Origin of the sequence: Paenibacillus tundrae (genome assembly GCF_030812775.1) — a bacterium.
GTDB classification, from domain to species: domain Bacteria; phylum Bacillota; class Bacilli; order Paenibacillales; family Paenibacillaceae; genus Paenibacillus; species Paenibacillus tundrae_A.
Genome location: NZ_JAUSTI010000003.1, coordinates 120,324 through 133,504, shown reverse-complemented (window position 1 = coordinate 133,504; position 13,181 = coordinate 120,324). Strand labels below are relative to the sequence as shown.

The following is a 13,181-nucleotide window of genomic DNA, read 5'->3' as shown; positions in this document are numbered from 1 at the left end:
GTCAAGGTTATCCTCGGATTGTTCAATTAAATAATATAGAGGAAACTATTTCCTAATAAGCAAATAACACCGTCAGAAACCTCTGACGGCGTTATTGCAATGACTTATTTGTTACTTACTCGGTATTTTCCTCACTCACATGCCAAGCGTGCGATTAGAATCAACGGATTCCTCCTGCTGCTTGTTCGGGAATGGCCACCAATTGGCACGACCAAACATCTTCACCATGACTGGTACGAAGAACGGTAAGAATAACAAGGAGTACAACACTAATCCACTGAGAACTACAGTAGCAATCTGCATCATGGATAGCACTCCTGATGGATACATTGCAGCAAAGGTTCCGCTTAGAATGACCGCGGCAGACAGAATAACCGTCCCCATGTTTTTCATAGCATAGAGCATTGCATCCTGTACCTTCATGCCCTTGTTCTCATTGAAACGATCCATCAAGAATATGCTGTAATCCACGCCGAGAGCAATGAGCATAACAAAGCCGAAGAACGGCGTTACCCAGCTAATGCCTGAGAATCCAAGGATGTTAACAAATACGGTTTCTGTGATCGCCATCGATGTGAAGTACGCCAGAAGCAATGATACGATCAAATATAATGGCATAATGACAGAACGTAACAACAACACAAGAATAATAAATGTACCTACAAGCATCAGCGTAACAGTGCGTTTATAATCGTTATTGGATATTTCCTGCAAGTCAGCAAAGGTACTCGTTACCCCGCCTACAGCAATATCTGCTTTTTCAAGCGCACTTCCTTGCACGGCACGATGAACCGCTGCTTCAATATCTGGTACACGATCAATCGCTTCTGTTCCGTATGGATTTTCGGCGAAAATGACATCGATCGTCATCGTTTTCCGATCTGTGGACAGATACGTATCAAACACCTGCTTGAATTCCTCACTGGTCAATGCTTCATCAGGTACATACCAACCGGCCAGATCCGAATCAGGTGAATTTTGCAACTGTATCAGATAGTCTTGTGCTGATTCCAGACCACCAGATACCTGTTTGATGCCATCCACGCTCTGATTGAGACCGTCTGTTAATTGCGTCAATTGACCGCTCAGATCGGTAAATCCTTGTTGTATTTTCTCCTGACCACCCTGGAGCTGCCCTAGCCCGTTTTGAATAGCAGGAATTTCATTAATGACTTTGCCTTGCCCGTTAGCCGCCTGCGTCAAACCTGTCTCCAGTTGACCGATGCCCGTTACAATCTGGCTCAATCCGTCTGCAAGTGCCTTTTGCCCAGATGACGCCGCTGCAAAGCCTTCATTCGCCTGGTTAATCCCTGCGGCTGCTTCACCCAGGTTCGTCTGAATTTGTCCTAGACCTTGCGCTAATTGTGCAGTACCTGTTCCGGTTTCCCCAAGGGTTCCCTTCACCCGCTGATAGTCCGCATCGGTCTGCAGTTCAGGATAGCGCTCTTCCAATGTTGCGAAGGATTCATTTAGTTGAGTTAGCGCAGTTGAAACGCCGGTGAGCTGCTGTACAATTTCACCAACACCTTCACCAAGAGCCGAAACCCCTGCTCCTGCTTGACGGTATGCCTGTAATAACTGGTTGTTCGCTTGTGCCAGTTGATCAGCGCTTGACTTCGCTTGTTGAAGCCCAGCTTTCAGATCTCCTGCTCCTGCCGAGCCATCCCGAATTCCTTTTTCAATTTGACGAAGCCCTTCGGTTAATTGCGTGATTCCCGACTGCAGCTGTGTAGTGCCTTTGGTCAGTTCTCCTGCACCATCAGCTGCTTCTTTTAACTGTGGTTCATTTTGGCTTAGCTGGCTGCTGGCTTCACTCAAGCCATCCCGAATTTTGTCCAAACCTGTCTTGCCCTCACCTAATCCATCGGAGAGAGTACCCACTTGCTCAGTCACTTCAAAATCTTTGATCTCTTCACCTGTTGGCCGTGTCATACTACGGACGCCAGAGATGCCCGGAACCTTCTCAACCTCACGGCTAATCTTCTCAGCAACAGCCATATATTTGGCATTGTCCATAGTCTCATCGTTCTGAATAACGACCTGACCTGGTAGAGATTCTCCTGGACCAAAGCTGTCGGATATAATATTGAACGCTTTAACTGAATCGTATTTCTCACCAATCTCATCTAAACTATTAAACGATAATTTACCATCGTATGTGCTTAGTAATGGTACACAAACGGCTGCTACAATTAACAAGGCTGCCCACGGACGTTTCAGAGAGAAACGACCTGCCACTCCATAGATCCGGCTCTCAGCATGCTCTAGTGAACCTTTAGAAGGCCAGAATAGCTTTTTGCCGAGTACAGCCATGAAAAATGGAACAATCGTGACCAAGGCGAGCATCATCACTGCTATACCCACAGCAACTGCAACAGCCGAGCGATACAGCATAAACTGCGCAAAACCAATGGCAATAAAACCAACCAAAACGGCTAAAGCGGAGAAAAATACCGTTTTCCCAGCTGTGCGATACGTCGCGATGATTGCATCCCATGTATTCTCGTGATGCGCTAGCTCTTCCTTGAAGCGGCTAATCAGCAGGATACAATAATCCGTACCAATACCGAACATGACTGCCACCATAAAGATCTGTGTAAACGTAGAAATTGGGAAATCCACCGCGTCCACGAGGAAGGCAACGATTTGCTGCGATACAATATAACTAATTCCCACAGTAAGCAGTGGAACGAATGGTGCTACAAATGAACGGAATACAAGGAACAAGATTAACAGTATAAATACAACTGTAATGTATTCCGACTTCTTAAGCCCCTCCTGGGAGCTTTCAATCGTATCTTCATCAATTAACCCTTTACCGGTTATGTAATGCTCTACGTTGACCGAATCTAAAACTTCATTCAGGTCATCACGCATCTCTTTCGTAGTACGTTCTCCCTGGTTGATCGAAAGAGACGTCAAGATCGTCTTGCCATCTTCAGAGATCATTTGTTCAGCTAACTCAGGCTCCGAAAAAGGTTCCAGTATAGACAGAATACCCAGTTGATCCTGCTTAGCCTTCAATTGCTGAATAGCCTTCTCTGCTTCTTGTTTTCCCGACTCACCTAGGCCGTCTGGGTTATAAAAAACAAGAGCTATCTGGCTACCCTGCTGCTCGCCTTTTTGCGCGGCAGCTTCATTTAGAATGGCGGCTGCATTCGTTGAAGAGTAACCTTCCGGTACGGAAAATTGACCCTTTTCTCGAATTAACTCTCCCATATTGGGAGCAGTAAGCATCAATACTGCGGCAATGACGATCCACAGCCCCATCAACCACCATCTTGCTTTCAAAATCGTTCTCATTTCTGATCCGGTCCTCCCTCATGTGTTAACAAAGCTGCGAGCTTCTCAAATGATTCAATAAAAGTATGAACATCTTCCGGCTTGAAGTGGATCAAGTAAGGCTCAAGAAGCTGCTGTATCTCCTGCTCCATCTCTCGGTATGCCTTTCGCCCGTTGTCCGTTAACGTCAGGTAGACTACTCTACGATCACGCTCATCCCCAGCTCGATCTACGAGATCTCGATCGACCAGTTTATTGACCAGTGCCGTAATGCTACTCTTGCCCACGCAGAGTAACTCTGCTAGATCGGAAGGAGTACATTGTTCCTTCTCATTAATCAGTCGTAATGCAATAAATTGATCCGTCGTCATCGTCTGACCCACGCGTTCACGAATTCGTGTATCGAAACGTTTGGTTACCAAAAACGAGGCATCCAAGTATCGGTTAACCAGACTTTTAGCGTCTAGTGATTTCATATTGTATGATTCTCCTCTCTCAAAAAGTAGTTCACTTATGAAACTATTCATTCACGAAAATATTCTATACTGAAACTATATTTTAAATCAATACTTTTTTTCCTATCCGCTGCAATCTAAACAAAAAAAGAAGCAGGACATCTGGCTTAGTTCTCACTAAATCCAAACGTTCTGCTTCATGTTTTATTTATTTGTATTCAAATTCATACTCCATATTCTTAACCGATTAATCTTCCGTGTTTTCATCCTTCTCCAATACGCAGCGGTAGCGCTCAACGCCTGGATATAACTCGCCAAGGCTGTACACGACAAATCCACAATTCCGATAGAACTCGACAGCCTCCTGATCCGTTTCTGCAATCAAACGATCCGGATTATGTTTCTCCAGAAGCTGTGCGATCATTCCACGTCCATAATTTTTGAAGCGATTTTCAGGCAATACCGCAATATGCTTAATCGTCACTTCATCTGCTCCTGTATGAATATAACCAAGTAAGCCAATGAGCTGTCCCTCGCCTTCATACCCTTCAAGATGCAATTCATCGCTCTCTGTATATTGTTGAATGGCTTGATTCAAATGTTCAGGTTCAGGAAAGACCGAATAGGCCAACAGTTCTTGCACCTCAGGCTCCTGAATTCGCGATTTCAGATTAATTAACAACGTTCATTCCTCCTGTATCTTGCTTGTATCCGTTATCGTATTGTAGTCGTTACCCATGCAAAGTTCAAGTTATAAGCTGATAGTCAGTGTTCCAGTTCCAATAAAAATAAATATAAAAACGATCATTAGAACCATAGCACTTGTAACAAGCAGTTTACCTGTGTCCTTCTTATACGGATGGTCATTAAACAACATAACCCCACCTATGATCATGGCGATTGGAGGAAAGAAAATCGTTATGACGACGAGTAGCACGATAGCAAAACGATCCAGTATGGGGCTATAATCCTCCGCCATATGTGTTCGCTCAGGCTGCGCTGTTTTGGTAGCCACCAGATTGCCGCAGGATTTACACTTGAATTCATCTGCTCCCATCGGTTTCTCACAATAAGAACAAACTCTACTGATACGCGACATGTCGCACACCTCCTTTCAATGTGTTTACTTCCCTTCAGGAACGGAGCGTTCAATCGTTTGATCTAAGAACGTATGAAGAGCAGCTACATAGCTGGAACGATCCACCTGGAAGGCTGTTCCGTGTCCTGCACCCGGAATCGTCAGTAGCTGCTTCTCCGTTGGACATGCGTCATGAAGTCGGTATACCATCTCTGTGGGCACAAACGTATCTACTTCTCCGTGTATAAATAAAACCGGCACCTTTACTCGGGCAAGCTGTTTTAGAGCAGACGCTTCAGTAAAGGAATAACCGGCCTTCCATTTGGATATGAGACTGGTCAGAGGAATAAAGGGGAATGGCGGCAATTTGTAAAGCTGCTTAAGCTGGAAGGTAAGCTCTTCTTGAACCGAAGTATAAGCACAGTCTGATATAATGGATTTCACTTGTGCTGGGAGCTGCTCTCCGCCTGTCATGAGCACAGTGGCTCCCCCCATTGATATGCCATGTAATACAATCTCTGCTTTGGTCCCAATCTTCGTAATAACCCAATCTATCCACTGTATGTAGTCCAACCGATCCAACCAGCCAAAACCAATCATATTCCCTTCACTTTCACCATGAGCTCGATCATCAGGCATAAGTACGTTATACCCTCGCTGCTCGGCATAAAAACGTGCAAAGCCAGCCATCTCTCTCCCTCTTCCTGAATATCCATGAGCCAAAATTACCGTTTGGCGTGATCCGGTGGCTGAAGGAAGCCAGGTCCCATGTAACTGGAGTCCATCATGAGAATGTATACGTACCTTTACTCCATGCTGTTGATCCAACCACTTTAGATCAGCCGCACTACTAATCAATTCATTGTCAGGTTCAGGCATTAAATTCGGATTATCCACCAGGAACGATTTGGGCGTGCGCCTAATTGCTGTTTTGAAGAAGTATAGTCCCCCTACCCAGGTTGCAATGAGCAAGAGCAGAATTATAACTAAGATAGCTATTCCAAAATATAGTGTCAACATGGCCTCTCCTTCTCTCCATCGATAGCGACCTACATCGTACCTATACACGAAGTTAGGCGCAAAAACAGGTTTGCAGTCCCGACTTCCGCCAAGACTACAAACCCTTTAGATGACTTTTTCTAGTGCAAAGCACGCTTCTTGATATGCTGGCATTAATTGATCGAGTAGCGGTTCTGCCTGAATCGTCTCACCTTGCTTCGCTAATTGCTCAATACGTGCAAAGAGGGTGGAACAGTACTCAATTCCTAAGCTGAGACTTCCAGATTTCAGATCATGAGCCACCTCTGCGGCAGCCAGATGATCACCCGAAACGATATGTCTACGCAGCACCTCAATTTTGCCTGGCGTCTCCGACCGATACATGTCTAGCAGCATCTCCAGCAGTGTCTGGTCACCTTCACTATTTAATTCCGCGATCTCATTCACAATACTCATATTTAGTATTTCATGATGCTCCGATGTGTTCTGCCATTTCTGAATAACATTGCCTAATGCTTCAAGAGTAAATGGTTTACCAATAAAGTCGTTCATTCCGGCAGCAAGACACTTGTCCCTTTCTCCGTCCAACACATTACCTGTCATTGCAATGATCGGAATTGCATGCCGCATTTCATCCTGTTCCATAGATCGAATTTTGCGCGTTGCTTCAAGGCCATCCATGATCGGCATCATATTATCCATCAGAATTAAACTATATTTCTTGCTAAGGTAGGCAGCCACAGCTTCCTCACCATTGGTGACAGAATCGACCTCAGTAATCCCCAGTTTTTTGAGTTGCATCAGCACGACTTGACGGTTAATGACGTTATCATCTGCTAAGAGAATAGGCAGCGATGGCTCAGGTACCGTTTCTAAGGATTGACTATCGGAGGAAGTATTATCTAGAGGCGCGTCTGCTTGATTGGCAGCTGCCTTCTCCAACAATAGCTCAAACCAAAAGGTAGACCCTTTCCCTTCAATACTATGCACACCGATATCTCCATCCATTAGCAAAACCAAAGACTTACAGATGGACAGCCCCAGCCCTGTGCCTTCGTATTCTTTCGCCCGTCCTCGTTCTGTCTGAGCGTAGGGTCTAAACAGATTTTGCAGATCTTGTTCGGCAATGCCGATCCCCGTATCCTCCACTTCAAATCGAATCCGCTGAGCACGCTCATTATCATTAATCAGCTTCACTCGAATACACACCGAACCCTGTAGTGTGAACTTATTCGCATTCTGAATTAGATTAATGAGCACCTGCGTAATTCGTGTCGAATCTCCTTGTAAAATAGAAGAAATTCTTGGATCACAATCAATGATTAACTCATTTCCATTTTTTTGAATCTTCGGCTCGAGTAAACGCATGATATATTTAAGAATAGATTGTAAGTCAACTTCTCCAATTTCAAGTTTCAACTGTTTTGCTTCTAACTTGGACATGTCCAGTAGGTCCTGAATTAGCTTAAGCAGCAGTTTGGCAGCTTCCTGAATGACATCTACGGAATTACGCTGTTCCTCGGACAAAGGAGATAATTGCAATAGCTCAGCCATACCAAGTATTCCATTTAACGGAGTTCGAAAATCGTGACTAATTACGGCAATAAATGAACTCTTAGCTTCCCCCGCTGCAACAGCCTCTTCGCGTGCCGCTTCCAAGCTGACGTTATTCTTTGCAAGCTTGCGCTGCAAGGTAACCAGTTCATTGTTCATCTGTGAGAATTCGCCAAGTACACGCTCCTCATCTTCCTTACTACGAATAATCTGATCCGATAGCTGTTCAATCGTTCTTCGTAGCTTTTCATTCGTCTCATTCTCATGGGACATCACATCACCCCTCTCCTAATCACTCATCATTTCTATGTGATCCGTAATCGTCCCGTTCTTTAGTAGAGTCTCCGCCACCGCAACGGCTTCATCTGCTCCCTGAGCATATCCGTCGGCTCCAATTGTTTTCCAAAGATCTTCATCAATATTAAATGGATATCCCCCGACCAAAATCTTCACATGTGCAGTGGCAGGGTTACTACGAATCATCTGAATTAACTCTTTGGCAAGATGGAGATGATACGTCATTGTAACTGAAATAGCAACCACGTCACCTTTGTGCCGCTGAATCGCTTCTACTAAACTACCATTCGGAACGTTTGCTCCGAGATAATACGTATCCCAGCCTTCCATTTCAAAAACATCGGTAAGCATGCGTAAGCCAATCTCGTGTTGCTCACTACCTACACATGCTGCTACTAACCTCTTCCCATGACCTGCTTCAACTAACCAACGTGGATAGAGTAAGGATATACACGCTTGAGTTGCAGCAGTACAGAAATGTTCTTGAGCCACACTGATCTGGCTTATTTGCCATAATCGTCCGATCTCATACTGAACAGGTTGAAAAATGTATTGATATATATCACGTATGCTTGCTCCGTTCTCAAGCTCCGTTTCAATGATGTGATAAGCTTCTCTGCGTTTGCCATCAAGCAAAGCACTTAAATACGCCTGCGCAGCCTTACCATATGGGAGAGAATCATAAATATATCCCCGTGTAGATTCCCGCTGATGAATCTGATGTAAACCCATCTCCAAATATTCAAGCACAAGATCCTTGGACGTGTTATCGAACTCTTCCTCCAGCGTTTCTCTAATCAATTTCAGATTAACTGCTAAATCTTCGGAGGAAACATGGTATCCAGCTAACAACGTTTTTAACCATGAGATGTAATGAGTAAATAGATTGGGACTCTTAACGAGTACACTCTCCGCTAGATAATTTAAGCTATACTGTGAATCCTGTTTCGTTCGCATACGCCCATTTTCGCCAAAGCGTTGCATCAGATCCGGCTGCAGCAAATATTGCTTGTCTGTAACTTTATCAGCTAGTTCACCCGCTGACTGTAACAGTTGCTCACCAGCCTCTTGATGTGTCATATTGCTTATCCCCCTTCTTGCAGCGATTTCATCTCAATCCAACTGCTAAAATACCGCCTAAGAGAGTGTTCAACATTGGGTTATCCGTACTAGGAATAGTTGAAGTGGAACACGACTCTATAATTGGTTGATATCGATCAGCGCTTGATTGGGAACGTTCTCTATTGTACATGAATTCAATAGATAATAATTAGTGTTAGATCGTCACTTGGTGACAATTTTCCTATATTATGAAGAATACTGCAAGTCATTTAGCTAGTGTGTGCCTCATATATCGCTCACGAAAAAACCGACTTACGTTTATGAACGCAAGTCGGTTTTACCTTCTGCAGCAAGTCCCAGCTTCTTCAGCAGTCGAATGGCCGCCGCTTTCTCTGATGGCTCCAATCCGTCTACTGTATCAATAATAACTTGGTGATGCTGAGGAAAAATTTGTGTGAAGAGTTGCTGTCCCTCTTCTGTAAGTTCTGCATAAATTACACGTCGATCCTCTTTGGAAGCTCTGCGAACCAGAAGATTTTTATTTTGCAATTTATCGACAACGTATGTGATATTACCGCTAGACATTAGAACCTTCTCCCCAATTTTCTGCAGAGCCTGGGGGCCTTTGTGATATAACAGGTCAAGAACGCCAAATTCGGTTGTATTTAGCCCATGACTCTGAATATCCCGATTGGATTTGGATGTAACGGAATTGTATGCTCGGACGAGAACTACAAATAGTTGTAAAGAAAGTTCCCGATTGTCCTCTATGTTCGGCATTTCTATAATCCTCCATCAATTGTTTACATTTCATTTCGTCCTATAGACGGGGAGAAGACAGCTGTTCCCACTCCTCACGCAGCATTCCCATACGAATAGAATCGTAGTGCTTCCCCTCCACAATACGGCATTTACGCATTCTTCCTTCAACCTGCAATCCCGCCTTGGTCGCTGCTCGCATCATTCGTTCATTACCTGACCAAGTCGTTAATCCGACTCTTGCAATCGGCAAATGGTTAAACAAATGGCTTGACCAGAGCTGAAGTGCACGGGTACCAACACCCTTACTCCACGTCGTAGAACGATACAGAACAATTCCCATCTCAAGCCATAACGATGGTTGATGCTCCCAATAGTATGAGATTGTGCCAATAATCTGACCATTTACTTCAACGATTCGCATGGAGATTGGATCAGAACTGGACTCTGATGCTTCGATCCACTTCATTATACCTTGACTGTACTGAGTATAGCTCTCATGCTCAAGCGGATAATAAGGAGCATCCCATTGCTTCCATTCCGGAACTTCTTCACTATATATAAGTTGATAAAGCTCCGGTAGATCTGCCTCTTCTATGCACCGAAGTACAAGGTCACCTTCAAATATCGGATTTTCCTTCATTTGAATTCCCCCCTCACTCATTCCTTAATTGGAACGATGGAGTTCATCAATACTACCATCTTCCTTCGCTAAAATGACGATATTCGCCATATTAATGAATAAGCCGTTATCCACTACACCTGGAAGCATATTTAACTGAATGTTCAATTCGGGAGCCTGTTCAATCGCTTCCATCCGACAGTCAGCAATCAGATTCCCATTGTCTGTCAGATAACGCTCGTCACCATTCATACGCCATTCTGGAGAACAGCCCATACTTTCTAAAGCCTTGAACGTCCATTCAGAAGCAAAAGGAACAACCTCTACCGGCAATGGGAATCGGCCTAGCTTGTCTACTGCTTTACTGCCATCAGCTACAACAATAAGTTGATCGCTGTTCGCTGCAACAATCTTTTCACGCAAGAGTGCACCGCCGCCCCCTTTAATGAGATTAAAATCTGGATCAACCTCGTCGGCGCCATCAATCGTAATATCCAGTCGTCCGATCTGATCGAAGGGAATGATTGGAATGCCCCATTCTCTAGCGAGCTTGTCCGATGCCTCAGACGTGGCTACAGCTTGAATTTGCAAGCCATCACGTACACGCTCACCTAACTTGCAAATCGCATAGTAAGCTGTAGAGCCTGTACCTAGCCCCACCTTCATTCCATCTTGAATGTATTCTGCCGCCCGCTCTGCTGCAATTTGTTTCAGATTCATCTAGAATAAACCCCCGCCTGTTTATGAATTTGAGAAATGCATACTGTATTTATTATAGATAAAACCGCTTCCGATGTATATCCATCCTTGTAAGCAAACCAAAAACGGATCGTGTACAATCCCTCCCACCTGATCAATGCAAGGTAGACTTCCCAAATCAGATATTTAGCATGTTTTTTCATACTTACATGATGTTTTTTATCTATTATTGTTATAGAATACATAATGGAACTAAAAAATGGGAATTATTCCGAGGTTTTAGTCCTTTATACCTATGTATCTATTGCCATGTCCATAAATATGTAGAATATTAAAAAAGTTTTAACAAAACTATTCAATTTGACGACATTTTATACGACATATTATAGGTAGATGTGTTTTAATAATTAGACACCTATGGATCATGGGTACTAAAAATTCGCATTTATGACCAAAAAACCCAAGACCATGGTCGCATACATAACGTTGGAGGGGATCTACCAATGGCCTAGTCGGCTGAAATCATGCAAGAAACCAAGGGTTGTTAATCAAACAAAGATCAGGAGTGGAGTTTTGTGAAATCATTTAGTTGGAAAAGCATGTCTTTTTTCTCGAAAAATCTATTACTTTCATTCACCAACATCGTCATTATTGGAGTGGCATTAATTGCCAGCAGCTATTACTTCCAAAAGACAGTGCTTGTGGATCAATTGCATGGGCAAGTTGCAGTAATTACACAGAAATGGGCTGATGGAATTAATCCATCAGAGGTCGAGGCAGCCATTGCGGAAGGTAGCTATGACGGAACAGTACAAGCTAAACTGCGAGCTTACTTTGATGAAATGCAAGAGTACTATCCCAATATTGCCCAAGCCTATATTTTCGGCGTTGAACTTGATGGGGAAAATCAGCGTAATACATCCCTAGTCGCGATGCCAACTAATCTCAGAGAAGCTTTTCAAAGCGATAACGTAAATATTGGCGATATGTATGAGCAACCGGTTGTGGTAGCAAATGCATTGAAAGAAATGTTAAATACAGATCGCCCAACCTTTACTACATTTTATAAAGATGACTTTGGAACATGGACTACCATCGCTTATCCAATCAAGGATAGCAACGGCAAAATCTTCTCCTATTTCGCGATTGATGCGGATGCATCTGCTGTACCTGCCGGACTGAGCTCACTGCTCAAAAACGGTATCATCATTTTGGTGGCCTTTTTACTTCTATTCCTAATCATTCAATATCTTGTTGTCAAAAACACACTATCCCCTATTCGTCACTTAATCAAAGGAATTGATGACGTTAGCCGGGGTAATTTGAATGTCAACATTCCGACAGGTAAAGACGATCTCGGACTTGTTAACGAGAAGTTCAATACCATGGTTCGCAAAATTAATGACACAATCGTCAAAGTACAGATGACTTCTCACGAGGTAAACCAGTCTGCCAAAGAACTCTATGAAGTCTCGGAGAAAAACAGTGATCATGCCGATACGATTAACATCAATGTATCTCAGATCGCATCTAATATTCGTGCACAAGAACAAGCAACGATTGACAGTGCACGTGCAATGGCAGAGATGGCTACAGTGATTCAAACGATTGCTAGTAGTTCAGCTAATGTAGCTGATGAAGCCTATGAGATGGAGCGTCGTTCCCAGCAAGGTAACACAGTCGTTCGTCAGGTCTCTGAACAAATGACTCTGATTACAGAATCCGTTAAAAATACAGCATCGGCTATTAATGTACTTGAAAGTCGTTCGCAAGAAATCGGAGATATCCTCAATATCATCTCTGGTATTTCCAGTCAAACCAACTTGCTCGCACTGAATGCGTCCATTGAGGCAGCACGTGTCGGGGAGGAAGGTCGTGGTTTCGCCGTTGTAGCGGGCGAAGTTCGTAAACTTGCTGAACAGTCTGAAGAATCAACTAGACAGATCTCTGTGTTAATTGAAGAAATTCAAACCGAAATCAAACAAGCCGTTCGTGCAATGGAACAAGGTACAGCCGAGGTTGATACAGGCCTTGATGTAGCTGATCAAACGGGTCAATTGTTCGAAGACATCCTGGAAGCAGCTAAGAAAGTTTCCAACCAGATACAGGAAGTGTCCAGCGCTACGCAAGAGATATCTGCGGGTACTGAAGAAATGACTGCAACGGCTGATGATCTATCATCCAGCGTAAGTAAGACTGCTGATAGCAGTGAACGGATCTCTTCTTCGGTTGATGAACAAAAAGGTTCACTGATTACGCTTGTAGATTCTTCCAACCGACTGAGCAGCATGTCGGAGGAGCTGCAAGAATTAATTTCTCACTTTAATGTAAGCAAAGGCTAAGAATACAGGAACTTTATATTTTTGAATTGGAC

At 43.7% G+C, this 13,181-nt stretch carries 11 protein-coding genes; 1 reads left to right on the top strand and 10 read right to left on the bottom strand.

Features of this window, described 5'->3' with window-relative positions:
- Positions 1-135: 135 nt before the first annotated feature.
- From J2T19_RS06365 to rpiA, 10 genes are all read right to left on the bottom strand, one after another.
- The gene (locus tag J2T19_RS06365; RefSeq protein ID WP_307214183.1) at positions 136-3,303 is read right to left on the bottom strand and encodes an MMPL family transporter; all 3,168 of its coding nucleotides are present in this window, start codon (positions 3,301-3,303) and stop codon (positions 136-138) included.
- Positions 3,300-3,758 (bottom strand): MarR family winged helix-turn-helix transcriptional regulator, encoded by a 459-nt coding sequence (locus tag J2T19_RS06360; RefSeq protein WP_307214182.1) that lies wholly within the window; start codon positions 3,756-3,758, stop codon positions 3,300-3,302. Before J2T19_RS06360 ends, J2T19_RS06365 begins: the two co-directional genes overlap by 4 nt.
- Before the next feature lie 226 nt (positions 3,759-3,984).
- Positions 3,985-4,419 carry a GNAT family N-acetyltransferase gene (locus J2T19_RS06355; protein ID WP_307214181.1) on the bottom strand — a complete coding sequence of 145 codons (435 nt, stop codon included), beginning with the start codon at positions 4,417-4,419 and terminating at the stop codon, positions 3,985-3,987.
- A gap of 69 nt (positions 4,420-4,488) precedes the next feature.
- Complete coding sequence (locus J2T19_RS06350) at positions 4,489-4,836, bottom strand: hypothetical protein (RefSeq protein ID WP_307214180.1); 348 nt, start codon at positions 4,834-4,836, stop codon at positions 4,489-4,491.
- A 24-nt stretch (positions 4,837-4,860) separates the two neighbouring features.
- A complete protein-coding gene (locus J2T19_RS06345; RefSeq protein ID WP_307214179.1) occupies positions 4,861-5,832 on the bottom strand; it encodes an alpha/beta hydrolase in 972 nt (323 codons plus the stop codon).
- Between the two features lie 108 nt (positions 5,833-5,940).
- Positions 5,941-7,641, bottom strand: a complete 1,701-nt coding sequence (locus tag J2T19_RS06340) for an ATP-binding protein (RefSeq protein WP_307214178.1) — start codon at positions 7,639-7,641, stop codon at positions 5,941-5,943.
- 15 nt (positions 7,642-7,656) lie between these two features.
- Positions 7,657-8,745 carry a cobalamin B12-binding domain-containing protein gene (locus J2T19_RS06335; protein ID WP_307214177.1) on the bottom strand — a complete coding sequence of 363 codons (1,089 nt, stop codon included), beginning with the start codon at positions 8,743-8,745 and terminating at the stop codon, positions 7,657-7,659.
- A gap of 300 nt (positions 8,746-9,045) precedes the next feature.
- On the bottom strand, positions 9,046-9,507 hold the full coding sequence (locus tag J2T19_RS06330) for a MarR family winged helix-turn-helix transcriptional regulator (protein WP_307214176.1): 462 nt from the start codon (positions 9,505-9,507) through the stop codon (positions 9,046-9,048).
- A 40-nt stretch (positions 9,508-9,547) separates the two neighbouring features.
- Positions 9,548-10,129, bottom strand: coding sequence for a GNAT family N-acetyltransferase (locus J2T19_RS06325; RefSeq protein ID WP_307214175.1), 582 nt, complete (start codon positions 10,127-10,129; stop codon positions 9,548-9,550).
- A gap of 24 nt (positions 10,130-10,153) precedes the next feature.
- Positions 10,154-10,828 carry a ribose-5-phosphate isomerase RpiA gene (gene rpiA / locus J2T19_RS06320; protein WP_307214174.1) on the bottom strand — a complete coding sequence of 225 codons (675 nt, stop codon included), beginning with the start codon at positions 10,826-10,828 and terminating at the stop codon, positions 10,154-10,156.
- A gap of 578 nt (positions 10,829-11,406) precedes the next feature.
- Here rpiA and J2T19_RS06315 point away from each other — a divergent pair.
- Positions 11,407-13,149: a methyl-accepting chemotaxis protein gene (locus J2T19_RS06315; RefSeq protein ID WP_307214573.1), complete on the top strand. Its 1,743-nt coding sequence runs from the start codon at positions 11,407-11,409 to the stop codon at positions 13,147-13,149.
- Positions 13,150-13,181: the final 32 nt, after the last annotated feature.

Excerpts from the sequence above, each read along its gene's own strand:
- J2T19_RS06330 (WP_307214176.1), bottom strand. The coding sequence starts at position 9,507 with ATGCCGAACATAGAGGACAATCGGGAACTTTCTTTACAACTATTTGTA.
- J2T19_RS06325 (WP_307214175.1), bottom strand. The coding sequence starts at position 10,129 with ATGAAGGAAAATCCGATATTTGAAGGTGACCTTGTACTTCGGTGCATA.
- J2T19_RS06315 (WP_307214573.1), top strand. The coding sequence starts at position 11,407 with ATGTCTTTTTTCTCGAAAAATCTATTACTTTCATTCACCAACATCGTC.
- J2T19_RS06335 (WP_307214177.1), bottom strand. The coding sequence starts at position 8,745 with ATGACACATCAAGAGGCTGGTGAGCAACTGTTACAGTCAGCGGGTGAA.
- J2T19_RS06340 (WP_307214178.1), bottom strand. The coding sequence starts at position 7,641 with ATGTCCCATGAGAATGAGACGAATGAAAAGCTACGAAGAACGATTGAA.
- rpiA (WP_307214174.1), bottom strand. The coding sequence starts at position 10,828 with ATGAATCTGAAACAAATTGCAGCAGAGCGGGCGGCAGAATACATTCAA.
- J2T19_RS06360 (WP_307214182.1), bottom strand. The coding sequence starts at position 3,758 with ATGAAATCACTAGACGCTAAAAGTCTGGTTAACCGATACTTGGATGCC.
- J2T19_RS06350 (WP_307214180.1), bottom strand. The coding sequence starts at position 4,836 with ATGTCGCGTATCAGTAGAGTTTGTTCTTATTGTGAGAAACCGATGGGA.
- J2T19_RS06365 (WP_307214183.1), bottom strand. The coding sequence starts at position 3,303 with ATGAGAACGATTTTGAAAGCAAGATGGTGGTTGATGGGGCTGTGGATC.